The organism is Streptomyces sp. NPDC021356 (genome assembly GCF_040641015.1).
In the GTDB taxonomy this organism is placed as follows: Bacteria; Actinomycetota; Actinomycetes; order Streptomycetales; family Streptomycetaceae; genus Streptomyces.
In genome coordinates, this window is the sequence record NZ_JBFACU010000066.1 from 1 (window position 1) to 21148 (window position 21148).

Genomic DNA, 21148 nt, shown 5'->3' on the forward strand with positions numbered 1-21148 from the left:
CCCAGATCATCACTCGACCCACGCGAATCACGCATCAACGTCGACAACGTCTGCGTACCCATGTCGAACTTCACGCCGAACTCGCCTCCCCCATCAGCACAACAGGACCCGGCCGCCGTGGACGTCCGGGGGTCCGGGGTCACGGCACAGCCGGTTCCATCTCTACCAACTCACGCGTCGGCGGCGCCGCCCGGGGTCAGGACGTACACAGATGCATCACAAATCGGCCAAGGGGGCGGCCGGTCCTCAGCGGAGCGCCGCGGCGGTCGGGCCCTCGCGGCAGATCAGCAGCAGGGCACGGTCGTCGTTGACGTCCTTGGCCACCGCTTCGATCAGGTGCCAGGTGGCGCCGTGGAAGCCGCCGGCGACGTAGCGGTCGGCCTCGCCGGTGAGGCGGTCGATGCCCTCGGCGATGTCGCGCTCGGCCGTCTCCACCAGGCCGTCGGTGAAGAGCATCAGCACGTCGCCGGGGCGCAGGGAGCCCTTGACGGAGTCGAACTGGGCGCCGTCGTACACCCCGAGGAGCGGTCCCTCGGCCGCCTTCTCCTCCCAGCGGCCGCTGCCCGCGCTGAGCTGGAGACCGGGCGGGTGCCCGGCGGAGTACAGCTCGTAGTCGCCCGAGTCGAGGTCGAGGACGAGGTGGATGGAGGTGGCGAAGCCCTCCTCCCAGTCCTGGCGCAGCAGGTAGCCGTTGGCGGCCGGGAGGAAGGCGTGCGGGGGCAGGCTGCCGAGCAGGCCGCCGAACGCGCCCGAGAGCAGCAGGGCCCGCGAGCCGGCGTCCATGCCCTTGCCGGAGACGTCGGTGAGGACGACCTCAAGGGTCCGGCCGCCGTTCGTACGGGCGGCGACGACGAAGTCACCGGAGAAGGACTGGCCGCCGGCGGGGCGCAGCGCCATCTCGTGGTGCCAGCCGCTGGGCAGCTGCGGCAGCTGGCTCTGTACGCGGATGCGTTCGCGCAGGTCGAAGAGCATGGTGCCGCCGCGCCGCCACGGTACGCCCACCCGGCTGCGGAACTGGGCGATCAGCAGCCCGAAGAAGCCGCAGGCGGCGACCACCAGCACCACGCCCGGGGTCACCCGGGACGGGCCCTCGGTGTACGGGCCGAGCCGCACCGATTCCACGATCAGGGCCGTGGCAGCCGCCGCGTACAGGCCGAGGAGGCTGGCCGGGCGCAGCAGGAGGCCGCCGGCGACGATGGGCAGGACGAGCGCGACCGGCGAGAACCACACCGAGTCGACGAGGGTCAGCGCCGCGATCACCGGGATGGTCAGCAGCAGGCCGCCGAGGGCGATCCAGTCCGAGCCGTCGCCGCGGAAGTAGTCGACGGCGGCTCTGCGCACGCCGACGCGGACCCGGTGCCACCGCATCTTCAACCGGGCCGTGAACGTCTCGGCTTCCGCGCGCCGCCCTCGTCCTGCTGCCATTAGTTCGGGACCCTATCCATCGGAGCCGCCGGTTGGCACGGGAGGTCCGACTTATCCCCCGTCCGGGGCTCGACTTCACAGTGAACTTCACGGGGAGCCACCGCGTCGCCACTCCGGCGAAATTTGTTCGACCGGGGCGCGGACCGCTGGTAGGGATGGCATATGGCGACTGACCTTGCGACCGAGCTGCGCGTGCTGCGACCGGACGAGTGGGACACGTGGTACGGCAACCTGATGCGTGCCTTCGGCGGCGTTCCGGAGCCGACCGAGGAGCAGGAGCTGTACCGGTCCCTGACCGAGTTCGACCGTTCGCTGGGCGTCTGGGACGGGGACGCGTGTGTGGGCACGGCGGGGGCGTTCAGCTTCCGGCTGACCGTGCCCGGCGGAGCCCCGGTGCCGGCGGCGGGCGTGACGATGGTCGGCGTGGCCGCCACGCACCGGCGGCGCGGTGTGCTGACGTCGATGATGCGGCGGCAGCTGGACGACGTACGGTCCCTGGGCGAGCCGCTGGCGGTGCTGACGGCCTCGGAGCCGGAGATCTACGGACGGTTCGGGTACGGGGCGGCCACCTTCCAGCTGGGCGCCGACATCGACACGAGCCGGGCCGGGCTGTCCGTCCCGGCCGGGACGGACGACGTACGGCTGCGGTACGCGGCGCCCGCCGACGTGCTCGACGCGTGTGAGGCGGTGTACGCGCGGCTCGTGCCCGGCCGCCCCGGGATGCTCGCCCGGCGGCCGGGGTGGGAGCGGCTGGGGCTGCTCGACCCGGAGAGCCTGCGGGAGGGCGCGTCGCCGTTGCAGTGCGTGGTCGCCGAGCGCGACGGGGAGGTCGCCGGGTTCGCCCGTTACCGCGTCAAGCCCGGCTGGGAGACGGGCGGGCCCGAGGGCACGGTGGTCCTCAACGACCTGGCCGCGCTCGACCCGGCGACCGACGCGGCGCTGTGGCGGTTCCTGTTCGGCATCGACCTGACGTCGAAGCTGTCCGTCGGGAACCGGCCGGTCGACGACGCCTGGCAGTACCTGGTGTCCGACATCCGGCGGTGCCGGCCGCGGCTGCGGGACTCGTTGTACGTGCGGCTCGTGGACGTCGGCGCGGCGCTGGCCGCGCGGACGTACCAGGCGCCGGTGGACGTCGTCCTGGAGGTCGAGGACGCCTTCTGCGGCTGGAACGCCGGGCGGTGGCGGCTGAGCGGGGACGCGAAGGGCGCGGTCTGCGAGCGGACGTCCGACGCGGCGGACCTCGCGCTGTCCGTACGGGAGCTGGGGGCGGCGTACCTCGGTGGCGTGCCCCTGTCCGCGCTGGCCGCGGCCGGGCGGGTACGGGAGCTGCGTGGCGGGGCGCTGGCGGAGGCGTCCGTGGGGTTCGGGTCGGCGGTCGCTCCCTGGCTGCCGCACGGGTTCTAGCGGGTTCTGCAGGCCGCTCAGGTGACGGGCCGGTGACGTTCGGGTGGCAGGGGTCACCGGTTCTGGCAGGTGGGGCACCAGAAAAGGTTGCGGGCCGCCAGGTCCGCGGTGCGGATCTCCGTGGTGCAGATGTGGCAGGGCTGGGTCGCGCGGCGGTAGACGTAGACCTCGCCGCCGTGGTCGTCCACGCGCGGCGGGCGGCCCATGGCCTCGGGGGTGTGCTCGGGGCGGACGGTGTCGATGCGGTTGTTGCGGACGCCCTCGCGCATGAGGGCGACGAGGTCCGTCCAGATCACGTCCCACTCGGCCGGGGTGACGTCCTTGCCAGCGCGGTACGGGTCGATGCCGTGCCGGAAGAGGACCTCGGCGCGGTAGACGTTGCCGACGCCCGCGATGACCTTCTGGTCCATCAGCAGGGCCGCGATCGTCGTACGGCTGCGGCGGACGCGGGCGTAGGCGGCGGCCGGGTCGGCGTCGGGGCGCAGGGGGTCGGGGCCGAGGCGGTCGTGTATCGCCTGCTTCTCGGTCTCCGTGATCAGGGCGCAGGTCGTGGGGCCGCGGAGGTCGACGTACGAGGTGGTGTTGGCGAGGCGGAGGCGGACGGTGTCCGTGGGCGGGGGTGCGGGGGCGTCGCCGAAGGTGACCTTGCCGAAGAGGCCCAGGTGGATGTGGACCCAGGCGTCGGCGCGGAAGCGGAGGAAGAGGTGTTTGCCGTGGGCCTCTGTGCGGGTGAGCCGCGCTCCGTCGAGGAGGTCGGCGGCGGCTGCGAACTTGCCCTGGGGGCTCGTCACGTGGGTGGGCGTGCCGGAGAAGCGGGTGGCGTAGTCCTGGGCCAGCCGGTGGATGGTGTGCCCTTCTGGCACGGCGGGGTGTCCTTTCCTGCGGTTCCTTGGCCCGTCCCGGGCCCGCTGTCCTGTCTGGGTGGGTCAGGGCTCCGCCCCGGCGCCCTTGTCTCCCGCAGGCGGGATGAGAGTGCACCCCTCCCCGGGGCTCCGCCCCGGACCCCGGTCTCCCACCCACCCACCCGACTCGGTAGGGAACGAGTCACCCTCCCGGGGCTCCGCCCCGGACCCCACGCGGGGGCTCCGCCCCCTGCACCCCCAGCGGGGCTCCGCCCCTGCACCCCAGCACGGCTCGGGCTCTGCACCCCAGCACCGCGCGGGCCCTGCACCCAAGCGCAGCGCGGGCCGGCGCCCCACGGACTCGGCCCGCCATCCCTGGCCAGAGGCCCTCCACAAGCGGCAGGACGCAGCCCTTCACTCCGGCGGGACTGCGCACCGCTCCCCCAGGCAGGCCTCGTCCTGGAGCCCTCAGCGGGAAGCCCTGCGCCCCCGGCAGCCCTCGTCCCGGAGCCCTCAGCGGGAAGCCCTACCGCCCCGGAAACCTCATCCTGGAGCCCTTGACGGGAAGCCCTGCGCCCCCGGTGGAACGCGGCCCCGCGCCGGGCGGGAACTCCGCCCCAGCATCGGGCCGGGCGGCTCAGCCCCCGGCGGGAGCCCGCCAGCACCAGGCTCGGGCGGTCCGGGCACCGCGCCCGGGACCCGGACTCGGATCTCCGGCCGGGTCCAAGCCTGAGCCGTACCGCTCTCCGCCCGTCTCCGAGTCCTGGCGTTCTCCGGCCGTGTCCCTGCCCTACCGCTCCGGGTGATGCGCCGGGATCGGCGGGAGCTCCCCCGTCGTTTCGTACTCCGACAGCATGTCGATGCGGCGAATATGACGCTCGTCACCGGAGAAGGGGGTGTTGAGGAAGGTCTCGACGAACTTCGTCGCCTCCTCCGTCGAATGCATGCGCGCGCCCACCGCGACGACGTTGGCGTTGTTGTGCTGGCGGCCGAGGGACGCGGTCTCCTCGCTCCAGGCGAGGGCGGCACGTACGCCCTCGACCTTGTTGGCGGCGATCTGCTCGCCGTTGCCGGAGCCGCCGATCACGATGCCGAGGGAGTCGGGGTCGCCCGCCGTGCGCTCGGCGGCGCGGAGGCAGAAGGGCGGGTAGTCGTCCTGGGCGTCGTAGATGTGCGGTCCGCAGTCGACGGCCTCGTGGCCCGCCGCCTTGAGCCATTCGACGAGGTGGTTCTTGAGTTCGAAGCCCGCATGGTCCGAGCCGAGATACACGCGCATGGTCCGAGTGTGACACGGCGGATCGCCGGCGGGCCGTTCGGGTCATCGCGGGGCGGGCTGCCCGGGCCGGGGATCCAGAGCCCGGAAGACACCCCGGGCGCGGGAGCCGGAACTCGTCCGCCCACGCGGGCCGGCCGCGCCGGAATGCGCTCGAATACGGGCCGCGAATGCGCGTGCGGGACCGCCGGAGGAAATGTGAGGGCGTCTACAAACCTCAAGGAAACCTCAGGTAACGATTGCGTTTCGAAGGTTCACGAATTCCGTTGCCTCGGATTCACTGGACCGACTCGTGCACCGCTCGTACGGGTAACCGCTCACCGGCGCAAAAGGAATCCCCCATGACCTCGCAGCCGACCCTGCAGCAGTCTGGAAGTGGCCACACGGACCCGGACGGACACGGTTCCGGGCTCCAGGCCGGACTCAAGAACCGCCACCTCACCATGATCGCCATCGGCGGTGTCATCGGTGCCGGACTCTTCGTCGGCTCCAGCTCCGGCATCGCCACCGCCGGACCCGGCATCCTCCTCTCCTACGCCCTCGTCGGCACCCTCGTCGTCCTCGTGATGCGCATGCTCGGCGAGATGTCCGCCGCGAACCCCACCTCCGGTTCCTTCTCCGCGCACGCCGATCGCGCGCTCGGCGGCTGGGCCGGCTTCTCCATCGGCTGGCTGTACTGGTTCTTTTGGGTCGTCGTGCTCGCCGTGGAGTCCACGGCGGGCGCCAAGATCCTCTCCGGCTGGATACCGGCCGTCCCCCAGTGGGGCTGGGCGCTCATCGTCATGCTGGTGCTGACCGCCACCAACCTGGTCTCCGTCGGCTCGTACGGAGAGTTCGAGTTCTGGTTCGCCGGGATCAAGGTCGTCGCGATCGCCGCGTTCATCGTCGTCGGTCTCCTGGCCGTCCTCGGCGTGCTGCCCGGCGTCCACGCCGACCAGGCGTCCTTCTCCAACCTGACCGGCCACGGCGGCTTCCTGCCGCACGGTCCGGGTTCGATCCTCACGGGTGTGCTGCTCGTCGTCTTCTCGTTCATGGGCAGCGAGATCGCCACGCTGGCCGCCGGTGAGTCCGAGGACCCGCAGCGCGCGGTCACCAAGGCGACCAACAGCATCATCTGGCGCATCGCCGTCTTCTACCTCGGTTCGATCCTCATCGTCGTCTCCCTGATCCCCTGGAACGCCAAGTCGATCACCGACAAGGGCTCCTACGTCGCCGCCCTGGACTCCCTGGGCATCGCGCACGCCGGCCAGATCATGAACTTCATCGTGCTGACGTCGGTGCTGTCCTGTCTGAACTCCGGTCTCTACACCGCCTCCCGCATGGCCTTCTCGCTCGGGCAGCGCGGGGACGCGCCGAAGGTGTTCGCCCGGACCACCGGCCGCGGGGTGCCGAGGACCGCGATCCTCGTCTCTGTGGCCTTCGGGTTCGTGGCCGTGTTCTTCAACTACAAGTTCCCGGACACCGTCTTCCTCTTCCTCGTCAACTCCTCCGGCGCGGTCGCCCTGTTCGTCTGGCTGGCGATCTGCTTCTCGCAGCTGCGCATGCGGCGGATCATCCAGCGCGAGGCGCCGGAGAAGCTGGTCGTGAAGATGTGGCTGTACCCGTACCTGACCTGGGCGGCGGCCTTCCTGATCGTGTTCGTCCTCGGCTACATGCTGACCGACACCGAGCACGACGGCCGGGAGACAGTGCTGCTGTCGCTGCTGGTGGCGGCGGTCGTACTGGTGATCGCCGTGGTCAAGCAGAAGCTCGGCGGCGGCCGCCGGACGGCGGCTGCCGAAGCCACCGGGGCGGCTGACGGGACGGAGCAGATCCCGGCCGGCTGACGCGGAAAGCAGAAGGTGGGGGGAGCCTCGTTTCGAGGCTCCCCCCACCTTCTGCTTTCTCCGCCGGGCGTCAGCGCCGGCCGGCGAACTTCCAGGCGGCCGGCAGCGCGCCCATCGCCAGGGCGGCCTTGAGGGCGTCACCGAGCAGGAACGGGGTCAGGCCCGCCGCGATCGCGGCGGAGGCGGACATCCCGGTCGACAGGGCCAGGTAGGGGACGCCGACGGCGTAGATGATCGCCTCGCCGAGGAGCATGGTGCCCGCCATGCGCCAGGCCCTGCGGTCGGCGCCGCGGCGGGCCAGCTCGCCGACGACGGCGGAGGCGAGCAGCATGCCGAGGACGTAGCCGAAGGAGGGGGCGCCGGCCCCCGAGCCGCCCTCCGCGAACCACGGGACGCCCGCGACGCCGGCGAGCGCGTACAGCATGAGGGAGAGCAGACCGCGGCGGGCGCCGAGCGCGGTGCCGACCAGCAGCGCGGCGAAGGTCTGGCCGGTCACCGGCACCGGGGAGCCGGGCACGGGGACGGCGATCTGGGCGGCGATCCCGGTGAGCGCGGCGCCGCCGAGCACGAGGGCGGCGTCCCGGACGCGGGAGGAGGGCAGGAGGTCGGCGAGGACCTGGCCGGTGCGAGTAGGGACGGCAGCGGTGCTCATGGGGACTCCGCGGGGTGAGGGCAGTCGGGAACACCGCGACGCTATCCCAGCGCCCTTGAGCCGATCACCGTCTGCGCTCGACAAAGGCTGGAACGCGAGCTTGGTCGGCTCCGTACAAAGATCGCTGCTTACACCTGGGCCGGCGTGACGCCGGTCACTGAGGTGGAGTGGTCTTCCCGGCATCGGAACGGCGGGCGGGGGCGCCGCACTTCTGTGAGGTCCCGCCAAACCGGCTGTGGGACCTGCCTGGAGGCGGAGTCGAGCGAGCGGACGCTGTGCCGGCGGGCGCGGGCGGCGGGCGTGGTCGACGGCGTGGAACCGATGCGTGTGGTGGCCGGCGCCGGGGACCCGGCGGTCGTACGGCTGCCGGTGGAGCGGTCCCGGCCGACCGGGCGCGCGGTGGGGCCGCTGCTGGACGTGCCCGATCCGGAGACGGCGGTGGTCACCGAGGTCGGCCCATGTACCGGCAGGACTGCCTGGCGGCGCTCAGGGGCTCCGTGGGGGCGGGCCGGGCGCAGGCCGGTGGTGCCGACCGGTTCACTGATTCCGTGCTCGCGGTGGCGGGCGGGCGGGTGCCCAGGACGTGTTCTGCCGGAATCCGCCGGGCGTGTCACATGACGTTCATCGATTCAGAATCCCCGGACGTTGACAGGAGTTGTGCGGGACCGGGAGCATTCCTCCCATGAGCCCGCTCACGAGCTGTCGCACTCTTTGCTGCTGACCCGTTGACGCGCCCCGGAGCGCCTTTCCTCCGGTTCTCCTCGCGTGCTCCGCGCCGATCCCCTCGTGCGTGAATTCCCGTCGCACCGCCTGTTCCTGCCTGCCCGAAAGCCCTCCCGCAGGCCTTCACGCGAGCCCTCCCCCATGCTTTCCCGCTTGCCTTCTGCATTTCACTGCCCTGAATTCCGCACGTCTGGCACCCCTGTGAACCCAGGAGTTCTGCCATGCCTTCCGCACCGGTGTCCGGACCCGACCCGACCGGCGCCTGTTCCTCTCCTCCCTGCTCCACTCGTCCATCCATCCATCCACCCGCCCACCCATCCATCCACCCGTCCACCCGTCCATCCATCCACCCGTCCATCCACCCGTCCCTCCGTCCGTCCGTCCCCACGTCCATCCATCCACCCGTCCATCCACCCGTCCATCCGTCCGTCCGTCTGAAAGGACCCACCATGTCCATCGAGATCCGCAAGGTCACCGCGCGCATCGGCGCCCAGGTCACCGGCGCCGACCTGTCCCGGCCGCTCGGTGCGGAGACCGTCGCCGCGCTCCGGGAGGCGCTGAACGTCCACAAGGCGCTCGTCTTCGACGACGTGCGGCTGGACGACGCGGGCCAGGAGGCCTTCGCCCGCCACTTCGGCGACCTGACCACCGCCCACCCGACCGTGCCGGCCGTCGAGGGCGCCCCGAACGTGCTCCCCGTGGACAGCGAGCGGGGCCGCTCCAACCACTGGCACACCGATGTGACCTTCGTGCTGAACCCGCCGCAGGCCAGCACGCTGCGCAGCATCACCGTGCCGCCGTACGGGGGCGAGACGCTGATCGCGAACGCCGCCACGGCCTACCGGGACCTGCCCGAGCCGCTGCGGCGCCTGGCCGACACGCTGTGGGCCGAGCACACCAACGACTACGACTACGCGGTCCCGGACGAGGCCGTCGACGCGGACGAGGCGGACCGGCGTGCGCAGTTCACCTCGATCCGGTACCGCACCGCGCACCCGGTGGTCCGCGTCCACCCGCTGACCGGGGAGCGCGGGCTGTTCATCGGCGGGTTCGCGCAGCGGATCGTGGGGCTCTCGGTGCCGGAGTCCCGCAAGATCCTGGACCTGCTCCAGGCGTACGTCACCCGCCCGGAGAACGTGCTGCGCTGGCGCTGGTCGGAGCACCAGCTGGTGCTGTTCGACAACCGGATCACGCAGCACTACGCCATCGACAACTACGACGGTCTGCCGCGCCGGCTGAACCGGGTCACGGTGGCCGGGGACGTCCCGGTCGGCGTCGAGGGCGAGGAGAGCCACTCCCTGGAGGGGGACGCCTCGCACTACTCCCCCCTCGCGCCGGCGCCCGTCGCCGCGTAGCGCGCCGTGCACGCTGGGTAGGGTACGTGTCCGGATAGTGGGCAGCCGCTTCCCCGGAGCGGACGGGCTGCCCAGACTGTGGGCACTTTTGCCCCTCTCCCCCCACTGGACGAGCGCGCCCCATGCCAAGCAGCAGCACCCGCACCGACGCCGCCGCCGGGTCGTCCCCGGCGGTGGACGCGGTCTCCCTGTCCCACGGCCTCAAGCAGCGCCATCTGTCGATGATCGCCCTCGGGGGTGTGATCGGCGCCGGGCTGTTCGTCGGTTCCGGCGCGGGCATCGCCGCCGCCGGTCCGTCGATCGTCATCGCCTACGCCCTCTCCGGCCTCCTCGTGATGCTGGTGATGCGGATGCTCGGCGAGATGTCGGCGGCGTATCCGTCCTCGGGCTCGTTCTCGGCGCATGCCGAGCGGGCGTTCGGGCCGTGGGCCGGTTTCACCGCCGGCTGGTCGTTCTGGGTGCTGCTGTGCACGGCGGTCGGCCTGGAGGGCATGGGCGCCGCGAAGATCGTCACGGGCTGGCTGCCGGGCACGCCGCAGTGGATGTGGGTGGCGCTGTTCATGGTGGTGTTCTGCGGCAGCAACCTGGCCGCGGTGAAGAACTTCGGCGAGTTCGAGTTCTGGTTCGCGGCGCTGAAGGTCGGCGCCATCACCCTGTTCCTGGTGCTGGGCGTGCTGGCGATCGCCGGGGTCCTGCCCGGCACCGACTCCCCCGGCGCCTCGCACCTGAGCCACTTCCTCCCGCACGGCGGCCGGGGCCTGATCGTCGGCCTGCTCGCCTCGGTGTTCGCCTACGGCGGCCTGGAGACGGTCACCATCGCGGCGGCCGAGTCGGAGGACCCGGTGCGCGGCGTGGCGAGCGCGGTGCGCACGGCGATGTGGCGCATCGCGCTGTTCTACGTCGGTTCGATGGCGGTCATCGTCACGCTCGTCCCGTGGAACGCGGCCGAGGTCGTCGACAAGGGCCCCTACGTCGCCGCCCTGGACCACCTCGGCATCCCGGGCGCGGGTCAGCTGATGAACGTGGTGGTGCTGGTCGCGCTGCTGAGCGCGATGAACGCCAACGTCTACGGTTCCTCGCGCATCGCGTACTCGCTGGTGGAGCGCGGTCTGGGCCCGCGGGCGCTGGCCCGGGTCCCTGGGGGCGTCCCGCGGATCGCGGTGCTGGTGTCGAGCCTCTTCGGTTTCCTGTGCGTGCTGCTCAGCTACTGGCGGCCCGACGACGTCTTCCCGTGGCTGCTGAACATGATCGGCGCGGTGATCCTGGTCGTCTGGATCTTCATCGCCGCCTCGCAGCTGCGGCTGCGGCGCACCCTGGAGCGCGAGGCGCCGCAGAAGCTGGTGGTGCGCATGTGGGGGTTCCCGGTGCTGACCTGGGTGGCCCTGGCGGGCATGGCGGCGGTCTTCGTACTGATGGCGCGGGAGCCGGGCACCCGGGTGCAGCTGTACTCGACCGGCGGGATGACGCTGTTCCTGGCGGCGGTCGGATACCTCTGGCAGCGGTCGCGCGCCCGGAGCTGACACGGCGGATCCGGCCACGGGCCGGGTTTCCCGCACGAGCGACAGAAGGCCCCCACGGGACACGTGGGGGCCTTCCTGTTGCTCACGCCCCGACTGTTGTTGGTAGCTTGTAGTTGCAAGCACTTTGCAATAACTGGTCGGAGGGGACACCTGTCATGCCCGTCTACACGCTCCCGGAGCTTCCGTACGACTACTCGGCGCTCGCGCCGGTCATCAGCCCCGAGATCATCGAGCTGCACCACGACAAGCACCACGCGGCCTACGTCAAGGGCGCCAACGACACCCTGGAGCAGCTCGCGGAGGCGCGGGACAAGGAGTCGTGGGGTTCGGTGAACGGCCTGGAGAAGAACCTGGCGTTCCACCTGTCCGGGCACATCCTGCACTCGATCTACTGGCAGAACATGACGGGTGAGGGCGGCGGCGAGCCGCTGGAGAAGGACGGGGTGGGCGAGCTGGCGGACGCGATCACCGAGTCCTTCGGCTCCTTCGCCGGTTTCAAGGCCCAGCTGTCCAAGGCGGCGGCCACCACCCAGGGCTCGGGCTGGGGCGTCCTCGCCTACGAGCCGCTCAGCGGGCGCCTGGTCGTCGAGCAGGTCTACGACCACCAGGGCAACGTCGGCCAGGGCTCCACCCCCGTCCTCGTCTTCGACGCCTGGGAGCACGCCTTCTACCTGCAGTACAAGAACCAGAAGGTCGACTTCATCGACGCCATGTGGCAGGTCGTCAACTGGCAGGACGTCGCAAGGCGCTACGCCGCCGCCAAGGAGCGCGCGAACGTGCTGCTGCTCGCGCCCTGACGCGCGCCCCGGATCGTCCCTCCTCGTGATCGTCTTCTCACCTTTCACGCGGGGGACGGAAAGAAGGAGACCCCCGCGAGGACAGGACTCGCGGGGGTCTTCCCGTACGTACCGGCGTCGGGGCGCGGCCGGGGGACCTACAGGTTGCTGAAGTCCGGGCCCTCCGTCCGGGTCCGCTTGATCTCGTAGAAGCCGGGGACCGAGGCGACCGCGATGGTGCCGTCCCACAGGCGCAGCGCGTCCTCGCCCGTGGGGACCGGGGTGACGACCGGGCCGAAGAAGGCGATCTGCCGTCCGTCGGAGCCGGGCAGCGCGATGACGGGGGTGCCGACGTCCTGGCCGACCTTGTCGATGCCCTCCTTGTGGGAGGCGCGCAGCTCGGCGTCGAACTCGAAGTCCTCCTGGTCGGCGTAGTCGATCAGGTCGGCGGGCAGGCCCACCTCCGCCAGCGCGGCGGCGATCGCCTCGCGGGTGGGGCCCTCGCCCTGGTTGTGGAAGCGGGTGCCGAGCGCGGTGTAGAGCGGGCCGAGGATGTCGTCGCCGTGCTTCTGCCAGGCCGCGGTCACCACCCGGATCGGCGCCCACGCCTTGGTCGTGAGCAGTTCGCGGTACTCCTCGGGCAGCTCGTCCAGCTTCGGCTCGTTGAGCACGGCCAGGCTCATGATGTGCCAGCGGACCTCGATGTCGCGCTGCTTCTGCACCTCCAGCACCCACCGGGAGGTCATCCAGGCCCACGGGCACAGCGGGTCGAACCAGAAGTCGACGGGGGTCTTGCCGGAGGGGGTCGCCGTGGTGGCGGTCTCGGACATGGCTCTCCTCGGTACGAACGTGCGCGACGGGACGGGCCCCGGCGGGACCCTCGCCACGGGCAACATCGATCGTCGCGCAGGGCATTCCCTGATGTCGCGGATCAGGACCGCATGGCAGGATCGGTGCTGTCCGCATCCTGAACACATCCGAGGGAGTGCCGTCTGTGCCCGGTGAGAATCTGACCCGCGACGAGGCCCGGGAGCGGGCCGCCCTGCTGTCCGTCGACGGGTACGAGGTGTTCCTCGACGTGCGTTCGGCGGTCGGCGACGGGGAGGAGGCGGGGCCCCGCACGTTCCGGTCCGTCACCACGATCCGGTTCCGCTGCACCGAGCCCGGCGCGTCCAGCTTCGCGGACCTGGTCGCACCCGGCGTCACGGCCGTCTCCCTCAACGGCCGCGACCTCGACCCGAGCGAGGTCTTCGACGGCTCGCGGATCGCCCTGGAGGACCTGGCCGCCGACAACGAGCTGGTCGTCGACGCCCAGTGCGCCTACTCGCGCACCGGTGAGGGCCTGCACCGCTTCGTCGACCCGGAGGACGGCGAGGTCTACCTCTACACCCAGTACGAGCCGGCCGACTCGCGCCGCGTCTTCGCCAACTTCGAGCAGCCGGACCTCAAGGCCCCGTTCCGCTTCGAGGTGCGGGCGCCCGAGGAGTGGACGGTGTGGAGCAACGGCGACGGTGAGCGAATCGAAAAAGAGCGCGAAGCGCTTCCGCAGAAGGATGGTGGTGGGCGACGGGCGGGCGGCGTGTGGCGGTTCGCGGAGACGAAGCCGATCTCGACGTACATCACGTGCGTCGTGGCCGGGCCGTACCACTACGTGACCGACTCCTACGAGCGGGTGTTCGAGGACGGGACGCGGCTGGAGATCCCGCTGGGCGCGCTGTGCCGCAAGGGGCTCGCCAAGCACTTCGACGCCGACGACGTCTTCCTCGTCACCAAGCAGGGCCTGGACTTCTTCCACGACCACTTCGACTACCCGTACCCGTTCGGCAAGTACGACCAGGCCTTCGTGCCGGAGTACAACCTGGGCGCGATGGAGAACCCGGGTCTTGTCACCTTCCGCGAGGAGTACATCTTCCGCGGCAAGGTGACGCAGGCGTCCTACGAGGCGCGGGCCAACGTCATCCTGCACGAGATGGCGCACATGTGGTTCGGCGACCTGGTCACCATGGAGTGGTGGGACGACCTGTGGCTGAAGGAGTCCTTCGCGGACTTCATGGGGTCGTTCTCGCTGGTGGGGGCGACGCGGTTCACCGACGGCTGGATCACCTTCGCCAACCGCCGCAAGGCGTGGGCGTACCGCGCGGACCAGCTGCCCTCCACGCATCCGATCACGGCGGACATCCGCGATCTCCAGGACGCCAAGCTGAACTTCGACGGCATCACCTACGCCAAGGGCGCCAGTGTCCTCAAGCAGCTGGTGGCGTACGTCGGCCGGGACGCGTTCCTGGAGGGCGGCCGCCGCTACTTCAAGCGGCACGCGTACGGCAACACGCGCCTGGGCGACCTGCTGGCGGTGCTGGAGGAGACCAGCGGCCGGGACATGGCCGCCTGGTCGCGGGCCTGGCTGCAGACGGCCGGCGTCAACTCGCTCACCCCGCAGGTGGTGCTGGACGCCGAGGGCAGGATCGACGAGCTCGCGATCGTTCAGGAGGCCGCCCCCCTTGCCCCGGCGGACCATCCCGAACTGCGCCCGCACCGGGTGGCGGTGGGCCTGTACCAGCGCTCGGAGGTCGGTGCGCTGGAGCGGTACGCACGCGCCGAGGTGGACGTCGACGGCGCCCGTACGGTCGTGGCGGAGCTGGCCGGGCAGGACGCACCGGAGCTGGTGCTCGTCAACGACGACGACCTGACCTACTGCAAGATCCGTTTCGACGAGACCTCGCTGACCACGCTGCGCGAGCACCTGGGCGCGCTCACCGACCCGCTGGCCCGCGCGCTGTGCTGGTCGGCGCTGTGGAACCTGACCCGGGACGCGCTGCTGCCGGCCCGTGAGTTCATCGACCTGGTGCTGCGGTTCGCGGGGCGCGAGTCGGACATCGGCGTGCTCCAGATGCTGCACGCGTGGGCCGAGTCGTCGCTGGTGCACTACGTGGCGCCCGAGTGGCGGGAGACGGGTGCGCGGGCGCTGGCCGAGGGCGCGCTGGCCGAGCTGCGGCAGGCCGAGCCGGGCAGCGAGCACCAGCTCGCCTGGGCGCGCTTCTTCGCGTCGCTGGCGTCGGCCCCGGCCGACCTGGAACTGCTGAAGGGCCTGCGGGACGGCACGGAGGAGATCCCCGGTCTCGACGTGGACCAGGAGCTGCGCTGGGCGTTCCTGGAGCCGCTGGCGACGTACGGGGCGGCCGACGAGAAGGCGCTCCGCGAGGAGCTGGCCCGGGACGACACCGCCTCCGGCAAGCGGCACCAGGTGCGCTGCCTGGCCGCCCGGCCCTCCGCCGCCGTCAAGGAGCAGGCGTGGGCACGGGTGGTGGAGTCTGACACCCTGTCGAACGCGCTGGTTGAGGCGACCATCGCGGGCTTCGTGCGGCCCTCGCAGCGGGAGCTGCTGGCGCCGTACGCGGAGAAGTACTTCGCGGTGATCGAGCGGGTGTGGCAGGAGCGGTCGATCCAGATCGGGATGGACGTGGTGCGCGGTCTGTTCCCGTCGCTGCGGGACTCGCGGGAGACGGTGGACGCGGCGGACGCGTGGCTCGCCGCGCACGAGCAGGCCGCGCCCGCGCTGCGCCGGCTGGTCCTGGAGGCGCGCGACGACCTGGCCCGCGCGCTGCGCGGGCAGGAGTGCGACGCGGCGGCCGGATCCGCCGGCTGAGCCGTCACCCGGACGGCCGCAGCTCTGGCCAAGGCTCAGGCGTGGAGTAACCGTTACAAAGTTCCCGTAACCCCTGGCCCGTCCCCGGGCGGACCAGGGGTTTTCGGCATCCGAACACCCGTCCTTTAGGGCAGGGTTGTCCTCATTTGTCGACGGGCATGTAACAGCGGTTAGCGGGCGGCCCGGGTACGGGAACGTCCGGGACATGAACCACGACACCCCGCTCTCCCCCCGCCCCCTGAGCCATCTGGCCGAGGCGCACCGCCGGGTCCTGACCACCGCCCAGTTGCGTGCCCACGGCGTGTCGGCGGCCGAGACGACCGAGCAGTGCCGGGCAGGCGGCCCCTGGCAGCAGTTCCTGCCGGGCGTCTTCCTGCTCCATCCGGGGCCGCCGACCAGCGAGGAGCGGCTGCACGCCGTGCTCCTGTACGCGACGCGCGGGCAGATGCCGCGCCCGGCGCCCGGGGTGCCGGCCCAGCCGACGGCCCAGGAGCCGCACCGCCCGGCCTGCCCGGACGTGATGATCACCGGGCTGGCCGCCCTCGCCCTGCACGGCTTCTCGGCCGCGCCGGCCCTGCTCGCGCCGGCGAAGATCGACGTCCTGGTGCCGCGGCTGCGCCGGCTGCGCTCGACGGGCTGCGCGCGGGTGGTCCGGGCGGCCGAACCGCCCGTCCCCGAGGTCGTCACGGGCGTCCCGGTGGCGCCGGTGCCGCGTGCCCTGGCGGACGCGGTGGCGCAGTTGCAGGACGCGGTCACCGTGCAGCGGCTGCTGACGGAGGCGGTGCGCGGCGGGCACTGCGAACCGGCCGCCGTGGTCCGGGCCCTGACCGGTGCGAGGCTGCTGACCAGGCCGCACGTGGTGGACGCGGTGGACTCGCTGCTCGCCGAGGGCCGCTCGATCGCCGAGGACCGGCTGTACCGGATGGTCGAGGAGCACGGCCTGCCCGACCCGGTGTGGAACGTGGACCTGCGCCTGCCGGGCGGCCCGCACCTGGGCGGCCTGGACGCGTACTGGCCCGACCAGGCGGTCGCCCTGGAACTGGACACCCGCGCCCCGCTCCAGGGCCGCCCGGACGAGGACACCCTCTGGTCGGAGTACGCCCGCAAGCGCGAGCACCTGGAGCGCCTGGGCATCACGGTCGTCCACATCACGCCCCGCAAGCTGCGTGACGCGATGGAGCAGCAGGCGACGGTGGTCCGCACGGCCCTGATGGCGGCGGCCGACCGCGACCCGGCCGCGTACGTGGTGGTGCTGCCCCGGTAGGCCGCCGGGCGGTCCCGGGGCCGGCCCCCGCGAAGCGACCCGCCCCGAGCCGGTGAGCGGTCCCGGGGCAGTCGGCTGCCCGGGGGCCGCTCACCGGCCGGTGGGGCGCACCGGGCAGGGCGGCTCACCGGCCGGTGAGCCGCTTCACCCTCCGCAGTACTCCGCCTGCAGCACCGCGTCGCTCTCGTCCGCCCAGTCCCCGTTGTAGTTGAAGGCCAGGGCGTGGCGGCCGTCGGCCGTGGTCGTCGCAGAGGAGGACGAGCCGTGGATACCGCCGTCGTGACCCCACACGTGCACGCCGCAGGAGAGGGTCCGCTCCATGAGGCCGAGGCCGTAGCCGGTCCCGGGCACCGTGGTCTTCATCTCCCGCAACTGCCGGGGCGGCAGCAGCCGGCTGCGCAGCAGGGCCGAGTAGAAGCGGGTCAGGTCGGCGGAGTCCGAGATCATCTCGCCCGCCGAGGAGGCGATGGAGGGGTTGAGTTCGGTGACGTCGTACGCCGGTCCCGCCGAAGCGCCCAGTCTGGAGTAGGCGCGGCTGCTCGGGTGCGGGACGGTGACCCGCGTGCCGGGCAGTGACGTGGCCGCGAGGTGCAGCGGCCGCAGGATGCGGTCGCGGATCTCGCGGGCGTAGGAGTGCCCGGTGACGCGCTCGATCACCAGGCCGGCCAGGACGTAGTTGGTGTTGGAGTAGTTCCAGGAGGTGCCGGGGGCGAAGTCCGGCTCGTGGGACAGGGCGATGCGCACGAGGTCCTCGGGCCGCACCGTCTCGTAGCGGTGCCGGAAGAAGCCGTCCTTGTCGAAGTAGGCACGGCCGAAGGCCTTGTCGGACGTGTAGTTGTAGACGCCGCTGGTGTGGTTGAGCAGTTGCCGCAGGGTGATCAGGCGGCCGTCGTTGCCGTGGCCGCGCACCAGGCCGGGCAGCCGGCGGTCCACGGTGTCGTCCAGTGACAGCCGTCCCTCCGCCTCCAGTTGGAGCAGCACCGTGGCCGTGAAGGTCTTGGTGATGCTGCCCACCCGGTAGCGGTCGTGCGTCCCGCGCGGGGCGCCGGTGCGCAGGTCGCCCACGCCCTCGCCGGCGCTCCAGGTGTCCGCGCCCTCCCGTGCGGTCGCCGTCGCTCCGGGCACTCCGCCCGCCACGGCGGCCCCAAGGGCCGCGCGGGTCGCCCCATGGCCGCCGTGACCGCCCGGGGCGGCGGCCTGCGCCGTCGCGGGTCCCGCCAGTGCCACCGCCAGGACCAGGGCCGTCGCGCCCACCAGGCGCGCTCGTACCGACATCGTCTTCCCCTCTCAGCCGTCCGACCGGGTCGCCCACAAGAACCGGCGACCGGCCCGGACGGTTGCCGTGCAGTCACCCGGTTGAGTGACATCCGGCCATTGGGCGATCAGGTCCTGCCGCGTTGCGGGGCGGACGGGAATCCGACGACATGGCCCTGAGGCGTGTCCGCGAAGTCGGTTGGCCGTCGGTCGTCGGTCTGTTTGTGGTGCGTCGTCATGAGCTGACTGATCAGGCGTGGCCGGTGATCGAGCCGTTGCCGGCTCCGCCGCGGACGGGCCGGCCGGTGCGGGACCGCAGGCAGGTGATGAACGGGATCCTGTCGAGCCCGCCACTACCGAGCCCTGGTCACCCTCGCCTGCCTACGGCTTCGGCTGCCATGACTTGCGGACACGACAGACACGGCCTGGGAATATGGGGTGATCCACCTGGATCGGACCCCCTCTGCGGCCTACCGGCCTGCGGTGGGAGTCTCGGCGAATCGCTTCTTGTACGCCTTGACGAAATGGCTGCTGTCGGCGAAGTGCCAGCGTGCGGCGATTTCGGCCACGGTGAGCCGTGTCGAGAGCAACTCCGCCCTGGCGCGTTCGAGTCGGCGTTCGCGCACGTATCCCATGACCGAGGACATGGCCCCTTGACCGAACGCGCGGTAGAGGGTGCGGACGGACACGTTCAGGGCCGCCGCGATCCCCCCGGGGTCGAGGTCGGGGTCGGCGAGCAGCCGGGCCTCTATGTGGTCCATCGCCGCCCTGAGAAGCGCAGGTGCGAACTCCGCGTCGTCGATGACCTGCTCGTTCATCAGTCCTCTGAACAGCTCCAGGGTCGCGTTGCGGGCAGCCCCGGCTGCGGCAGCACCGAGTCCGTCGGCCAGTTCCGCCCAGAGACGGAGGTGGGCGAGCAGGAGGGCCGCGGCGGGTGACGCCTGCTCCGCGGTGACCGCCCGCGTGTTCTTCGGGAAGCGGATCTCGCTCGCGGGCAGGACCAGGGTGATCGCCCGAGTGCCCCGGGCGACCTCGAAGTCCCAGAGATCCTCGTTCCTTCGCACGCACAGCATTCCGGCCGCCGCCGTGGCTCGCTGCCCCTGCGTGGCGAAGCGCCACTCACCGCTGAGCGTCACACTTGTCACGATCCGGTCCTCGAGATGCCCGTCCGGCCCCCCGGTGCCCCCCGCGACCGCGTCGCTGTACTGGTCCTCCAGGAAGAGGTCGAGCAGGTTCTGCTTCCAGATGCGAGCGCGGTATGTCCCTTCGCTGTGCCGCGGCAGCCGCATAGGCGGAGCCGGCACCGACTCGCCCCCCTGGCGCCGCCACTCCCTGAGCAGCACACAGTTCCGGTTCTCGTTCGCATACGGCACGGTGACGTCGACCACGGGTGTGGAAGTGTTCCCGATACGCCAAGGAGGCACGCTGACTCCGGTGCTCATCTGGACCAAGCTACTCCTCCCCCTGGCCAGCGCCCCCGGCCGGGCTCACCGTGCGGCCCTGGGTGGCAAGGAAGTACAACGCACGGGGCCGACTGGTACAAGCCGCCGGCGTCCGGGCCTTGTGATCCTGATCGGGCGCCTCCTCGCCTCCCCGGCACGAGCGGGTTCTCTCCCGGGACGAGCAGGTTTCGCCGGACCTTCGGGGTCCTGGCTCCGACCGTCTGGACGCTGGTCCGCCTGTCCCAGGCCTGTTTCACTCACCAACTGGAGTATTCGGTGTCCGAATCCGTGGTGACTCTCTTCGAGAGTCTGGTTGGCGCTGAGCCGCCGCACGACGTACCCGTGCTGTTCGACACGGCGTGCGTGATGGGCGGGAGCATCGCGGGGCTCCTCGCGGCACGGGTGCTCTCCGACCGCGCGCGCGAGGTCGTCATCGTCGAGCCCGACGACACATCGGCGGAGGGCGAGTCGCGCTCCGGGGTGCCCCAGGACCAGCAGGTGCACACGCTGCTGCCGGCCGGCCGGCTGTGGATCGAGCGGTGGCTTCCCGGTGTTTCGCAGGAGGCGCAGGACCGGGGTGCGTCGCTCGTCGGACCCGACAAGCAGTTCGTCGGCTACGACGACATCCGGCAGGCGCCGGACGGCGTGGACCACCAGTTCCTCGCGGTCGGACGTCCTGTGCTGGAGACTCTCGTCCGGGCCCGGGTCACCGCCCTGCCCAATGTCTCGGTCCTGCGGGCGCGGGCGACCGGTCTGCGATACGGCGACGGCGCCGTCACCGGCGTGCGCTTCGCCAAGGCCGGCACCGGCGATCAGGCAGAGCGGGCGGAGGGGTACCTGGCGGCGGACTTCGTCGTGGACGCGATGGGGCGCTCCAGCAGGCTCTCGAACTGGCTCAGGCAGGACGGTTACGACCAGCCCCGGCTCGAACGGCTGGAATCCGCGGTCAACTACGCGACCGCGCTGTTCGAGCGCCCGGTGAAGTTCCCGGAGCTGGAAGTGGCGACCGTACTGCAACTGTTCACACCGCGGTACCCGTCGGGCGGAGTGTCCGTCGCGGCGGCGACCGCGATCGAAGAGCAGCAGTGGCTCGTCATGCTGATGGGCTACGGCGACAGCCGGCCCGGCAGGACGATCGACGAGTTCCGCACGCGCTGTGCCGCGCTGCCCGGGCTCTTCAGCGACATCACCAGTGGCGGCGTCACCCGTGACGTGGTGACGTACCACCAGGCGGACAGCAGGCGCCGGCACTTCGCCGAGGCCGGCCGCCTGCCGGCGCGCCTGGTCAGCATGGGGGACGCCGTGGCCTCGTTCAACCCGGTCTACGGCCAGGGCATGAGTTCCGCCGCTCTGCACGCCTCCTGCCTGGCCTCCTACCTCGGCAGCGGTGCCGACCTCGACGAGGCGGCCACGGAGTTCTTCCGTCTGCAGCAGGTGGTCGTCGACGCGGCCTGGGCCGTGTCCGCGGGGGGTGACGCCGCCCGCATCGACGCCGAGAACGGTACCGAGGTGCCGGAGGAAGTGCGGCGCCAGCGCCGGGCCATGGAGCAGATCGTCGGCGCCGCCCTCGTCGACGCGGATGTGTCGCGGGCGTTCAACAATGTCTCCTACATGCTGCGTCACCCCGGCACGCTGTTCGATCCAGAGCTCCTGGAAAAGGCGGCGGCCGCCACCGAAGGAGTCGCCGCGAAATGACGGACACCACGATCGACCGGTACATCGGGCTGTCGGACCGGGCGGTGCACGACG

At 71.6% G+C, this 21148-nt stretch carries 15 protein-coding genes and 2 pseudogenes; 10 read left to right on the forward strand and 7 right to left on the reverse strand.

Translation table 11 applies throughout. From position 1 onward, the window contains the following. Positions 1 to 246: 246 nt before the first annotated feature. Positions 247 to 1425 carry a PP2C family protein-serine/threonine phosphatase gene (locus AB0G56_RS40565; RefSeq protein WP_360980870.1) on the reverse strand — a complete coding sequence of 393 codons (1179 nt, stop codon included), beginning with the start codon at positions 1423 to 1425 and terminating at the stop codon, positions 247 to 249. A 162-nt stretch (positions 1426 to 1587) separates the two neighbouring features. Between AB0G56_RS40565 and AB0G56_RS40570 the strand changes: the two genes are divergently transcribed. Further along, positions 1588 to 2829, forward strand: coding sequence for a GNAT family N-acetyltransferase (locus AB0G56_RS40570; RefSeq protein WP_360980873.1), 1242 nt, complete (start codon positions 1588 to 1590; stop codon positions 2827 to 2829). 53 nt (positions 2830 to 2882) lie between these two features. Here the strand turns inward: AB0G56_RS40570 and AB0G56_RS40575 are convergent, their stop codons facing one another. Together AB0G56_RS40575 and AB0G56_RS40580 are read right to left on the reverse strand one after the other, a co-directional pair. Further along, a complete protein-coding gene (locus AB0G56_RS40575; RefSeq protein ID WP_360980876.1) occupies positions 2883 to 3692 on the reverse strand; it encodes a DNA-formamidopyrimidine glycosylase family protein in 810 nt (269 codons plus the stop codon). A gap of 769 nt (positions 3693 to 4461) precedes the next feature. Beyond that, positions 4462 to 4947, reverse strand: coding sequence for a ribose-5-phosphate isomerase (locus tag AB0G56_RS40580; protein ID WP_360980879.1), 486 nt, complete (start codon positions 4945 to 4947; stop codon positions 4462 to 4464). Between the two features lie 338 nt (positions 4948 to 5285). Between AB0G56_RS40580 and AB0G56_RS40585 the strand changes: the two genes are divergently transcribed. After that, on the forward strand, positions 5286 to 6770 hold the full coding sequence (locus tag AB0G56_RS40585; protein WP_360980882.1) for an amino acid permease: 1485 nt from the start codon (positions 5286 to 5288) through the stop codon (positions 6768 to 6770). A gap of 70 nt (positions 6771 to 6840) precedes the next feature. On the opposite strand, the gene AB0G56_RS40590 is transcribed toward AB0G56_RS40585, so the two are convergent. After that, the gene (locus AB0G56_RS40590; RefSeq protein ID WP_360980885.1) at positions 6841 to 7422 is read right to left on the reverse strand and encodes a biotin transporter BioY; all 582 of its coding nucleotides are present in this window, start codon (positions 7420 to 7422) and stop codon (positions 6841 to 6843) included. Positions 7423 to 7665: 243 nt separating this feature from the next. Between AB0G56_RS40590 and AB0G56_RS40595 the strand changes: the two are divergent. The 4 genes and pseudogenes from AB0G56_RS40595 to AB0G56_RS40610 all read left to right on the forward strand — a co-directional run. Then, positions 7666 to 8071 (forward strand): annotated as a pseudogene (locus tag AB0G56_RS40595) (sugar kinase); the annotation flags it as partial. Positions 8072 to 8594: 523 nt separating this feature from the next. Continuing rightward, positions 8595 to 9500, forward strand: a complete 906-nt coding sequence (locus tag AB0G56_RS40600) for a TauD/TfdA family dioxygenase (RefSeq protein ID WP_360980888.1) — start codon at positions 8595 to 8597, stop codon at positions 9498 to 9500. A gap of 122 nt (positions 9501 to 9622) precedes the next feature. Beyond that, positions 9623 to 11020, forward strand: a complete 1398-nt coding sequence (locus AB0G56_RS40605) for an amino acid permease (protein ID WP_360980891.1) — start codon at positions 9623 to 9625, stop codon at positions 11018 to 11020. Between the two features lie 155 nt (positions 11021 to 11175). Continuing rightward, positions 11176 to 11817, forward strand: a complete 642-nt coding sequence (locus AB0G56_RS40610) for a superoxide dismutase (RefSeq protein ID WP_360980894.1) — start codon at positions 11176 to 11178, stop codon at positions 11815 to 11817. Between the two features lie 137 nt (positions 11818 to 11954). Here the strand turns inward: AB0G56_RS40610 and AB0G56_RS40615 are convergent, their stop codons facing one another. Further along, positions 11955 to 12626: a DsbA family protein gene (locus AB0G56_RS40615; protein WP_360980897.1), complete on the reverse strand. Its 672-nt coding sequence runs from the start codon at positions 12624 to 12626 to the stop codon at positions 11955 to 11957. 164 nt (positions 12627 to 12790) lie between these two features. Here AB0G56_RS40615 and pepN point away from each other — a divergent pair, with 164 nt between their 5' ends. Further along, the gene (pepN, locus tag AB0G56_RS40620; protein WP_360980900.1) at positions 12791 to 15439 is read left to right on the forward strand and encodes an aminopeptidase N; all 2649 of its coding nucleotides are present in this window, start codon (positions 12791 to 12793) and stop codon (positions 15437 to 15439) included. A 205-nt stretch (positions 15440 to 15644) separates the two neighbouring features. Continuing rightward, positions 15645 to 16703: a hypothetical protein gene (locus AB0G56_RS40625; protein WP_360980903.1), complete on the forward strand. Its 1059-nt coding sequence runs from the start codon at positions 15645 to 15647 to the stop codon at positions 16701 to 16703. A 144-nt stretch (positions 16704 to 16847) separates the two neighbouring features. On the opposite strand, the gene AB0G56_RS40630 is transcribed toward AB0G56_RS40625, so the two are convergent. Next, positions 16848 to 17978 carry a serine hydrolase domain-containing protein gene (locus AB0G56_RS40630; protein WP_360980906.1) on the reverse strand — a complete coding sequence of 377 codons (1131 nt, stop codon included), beginning with the start codon at positions 17976 to 17978 and terminating at the stop codon, positions 16848 to 16850. A 206-nt stretch (positions 17979 to 18184) separates the two neighbouring features. Between AB0G56_RS40630 and AB0G56_RS40635 the strand changes: the two are divergent. Continuing rightward, positions 18185 to 18298 (forward strand): annotated as a pseudogene (locus AB0G56_RS40635) (IS5/IS1182 family transposase); the annotation flags it as partial. 129 nt (positions 18299 to 18427) lie between these two features. Here the strand turns inward: AB0G56_RS40635 and AB0G56_RS40640 are convergent. Next, a complete protein-coding gene (locus AB0G56_RS40640) occupies positions 18428 to 19399 on the reverse strand; it encodes a helix-turn-helix domain-containing protein (protein WP_360980909.1) in 972 nt (323 codons plus the stop codon). A 276-nt stretch (positions 19400 to 19675) separates the two neighbouring features. Here AB0G56_RS40640 and AB0G56_RS40645 point away from each other — a divergent pair, with 276 nt between their 5' ends. Then, positions 19676 to 21094: an FAD-dependent monooxygenase gene (locus tag AB0G56_RS40645; RefSeq protein ID WP_360980912.1), complete on the forward strand. Its 1419-nt coding sequence runs from the start codon at positions 19676 to 19678 to the stop codon at positions 21092 to 21094. The last annotated feature ends 54 nt before the right edge of the window (positions 21095 to 21148 follow it).

Coding starts and splice junctions, on each gene's coding strand:
- AB0G56_RS40565 (WP_360980870.1), bottom strand. CDS start 1,425: ATGGCAGCAGGACGAGGGCGGCGCGCGGAAGCCGAGACGTTCACGGCC.
- AB0G56_RS40570 (WP_360980873.1), top strand. CDS start 1,588: ATGGCGACTGACCTTGCGACCGAGCTGCGCGTGCTGCGACCGGACGAG.
- AB0G56_RS40580 (WP_360980879.1), bottom strand. CDS start 4,947: ATGCGCGTGTATCTCGGCTCGGACCATGCGGGCTTCGAACTCAAGAAC.
- AB0G56_RS40585 (WP_360980882.1), top strand. CDS start 5,286: ATGACCTCGCAGCCGACCCTGCAGCAGTCTGGAAGTGGCCACACGGAC.
- AB0G56_RS40590 (WP_360980885.1), bottom strand. CDS start 7,422: ATGAGCACCGCTGCCGTCCCTACTCGCACCGGCCAGGTCCTCGCCGAC.
- AB0G56_RS40600 (WP_360980888.1), top strand. CDS start 8,595: ATGTCCATCGAGATCCGCAAGGTCACCGCGCGCATCGGCGCCCAGGTC.
- AB0G56_RS40605 (WP_360980891.1), top strand. CDS start 9,623: ATGCCAAGCAGCAGCACCCGCACCGACGCCGCCGCCGGGTCGTCCCCG.
- AB0G56_RS40610 (WP_360980894.1), top strand. CDS start 11,176: ATGCCCGTCTACACGCTCCCGGAGCTTCCGTACGACTACTCGGCGCTC.
- AB0G56_RS40615 (WP_360980897.1), bottom strand. CDS start 12,626: ATGTCCGAGACCGCCACCACGGCGACCCCCTCCGGCAAGACCCCCGTC.
- AB0G56_RS40625 (WP_360980903.1), top strand. CDS start 15,645: ATGAACCACGACACCCCGCTCTCCCCCCGCCCCCTGAGCCATCTGGCC.
- AB0G56_RS40630 (WP_360980906.1), bottom strand. CDS start 17,978: ATGTCGGTACGAGCGCGCCTGGTGGGCGCGACGGCCCTGGTCCTGGCG.
- AB0G56_RS40640 (WP_360980909.1), bottom strand. CDS start 19,399: ATGAGCACCGGAGTCAGCGTGCCTCCTTGGCGTATCGGGAACACTTCC.